At 47.5% G+C, this 1,097-nt stretch carries 1 pseudogene; it reads right to left on the reverse strand.

From position 1 onward, the window contains the following. Nucleotides 1-31: 31 nt before the first annotated feature. Nucleotides 32-1,097 (reverse strand): annotated as a pseudogene (locus C3420_RS17070) (IS66-like element ISAba17 family transposase); the annotation flags it as partial.

Genomic DNA, 1,097 nt, shown 5'->3' on the forward strand with positions numbered 1-1,097 from the left:
GTAAGCATCCGCTGAACGCCATCGCCAAGTTTTAACGGGGTTCAGGTTTCCAGCGGTGAGGTAGTAATTCTTCTATTTGGGGCACTTTATGTGTTGGCAACCTTTTCAGCACATCACTTAAATAGGCATACGGATCCAAGCCATTCAGCTTTGCTGACTGGATTAAAGTCATGATATTGGCAGCTCGTTGACCACTGCGCAGCGAACCTGCAAATAGCCAGTTCTTACGCCCCAAGGCCCAGGGACGCATTTGGTTCTCTATCCAATTATTGTCAATGGGTAGATTGCCATCATCCAGATAGCGGCTTAAAGCAGTCCAACGTTTTAGGCTGTAATTGATCGCCCGGGCGGTTGGAGAACTCGATGGCACCGTCAGCTGATGTTGGTTGAGCCATTCATATAGTTGTTGCATGACCGGTTGACTATGCTGTTGTCGGTATTCGCAGCGGTCTTCCGCTGTACCATCCGTCTTTTTTCTTAATTCTGCTTCTATCGCATATAATTTCTGAATCAGCACTAATGCCTGTTCAGCGACCTGACTTTTCTTGGTCACATGTAGTTCATGGAATTTACGACGTGCATGTGCCATGCAGCCCACCTCAATGACCTGACCTGATCTAAAGCGTGCTTTATAACCACTGTAATCATCACAGACCAAATGACCCTGCCAGCCTTTCAGGAAGTCTTCAGCATGCTGGCCAGAACGGCTATCTTGAAAGTCATAGATCACTGCCTGAACTGGATTGTACTGTGTGCTGGCATAGGCCCAGACATAACCTTTTTTGGGCTTTTTCTCATTTTCACCCATCTGCATGACCGTCACCGGTGTTTCATCTGCATGGATCACCTGCTGTTGCAGTACCACCTGTTTTAAGGCATTGGCCAGAGGTTCCAGTTCCACCCCACAGCGGCCAATCCAGTCAGATAACGTTGATCTAGACAGATCAACACCTGCGCGTAGAAAGATTTGACGTTGACGGTACAAAGGCAAATGATCGGCATACTTTGACACCAGCACATGGCTAAGCAATTCAGGTGAAGCAATGCCTTTATCAATCACATAGGCTGGCATCGCTTGCTGAGTCAGAGTGTCTTTA

The organism is Acinetobacter sp. ACNIH3 (genome assembly GCF_002918965.1).
Classification (GTDB): Bacteria; Pseudomonadota; Gammaproteobacteria; order Pseudomonadales; family Moraxellaceae; genus Acinetobacter; species Acinetobacter schindleri.